Origin of the sequence: Streptomyces sp. 4F14 (genome assembly GCF_048159485.1) — a bacterium.
Lineage (GTDB): Bacteria > Actinomycetota > Actinomycetes > Streptomycetales > Streptomycetaceae > Streptomyces.
Window position 1 is genome coordinate 1 of record NZ_JBLRVY010000126.1, and the last position, 463, is coordinate 463.

Genomic DNA, 463 nt, shown 5'->3' on the forward strand with positions numbered 1-463 from the left:
GGCCGACGGAGTGTCTCGCGGAGGTCGAGGGGCCCGAGGTCGTCGTCGCGTGCACCTCACCGCCGAGCGTACGGCTCGCGGCCGAGCGGGGTCTGCCGATGCTGCTCGGGATGCATGTGGGCGACGAGGAGAAGGCCGAGATGGTCGCCCTGTGGCGGGAGCACGCGCGTGCGGCGGGGCGTACGGCGGACGAGATCCGGGGCGCGGCCCATGTGTCGGCCGGCGTCTGCCAGATCGCGGACCGGCGCACGGACGCGGTGGAGACCCTCACGAAGGCGATGCCCGGCTGGCTGCGCCAGGGCCTGGACGCCCATGTGACGGTCGACGGCCGCAGGCGCTCGATGCGCGACCCGCTGGCGTACACCGAACTCCTCTGCGGGCTGCACCCGGTGGGCACGCCGCGCCTGTGCGCCGACCGCCTGGCGGCGACCAGTGAGCGGACCGGGATCTCCCGCTTCGCCCT

Annotated in this window: 1 protein-coding gene; it reads left to right on the top strand. The window is 74.7% G+C overall.

Going from position 1 to position 463, the window contains the following annotated elements; translation table 11 throughout:
- Nucleotides 1-463: LLM class flavin-dependent oxidoreductase (locus ACLZOT_RS49950; protein ID WP_416975978.1), on the top strand; the 463-nt coding region annotated here is incomplete at both ends.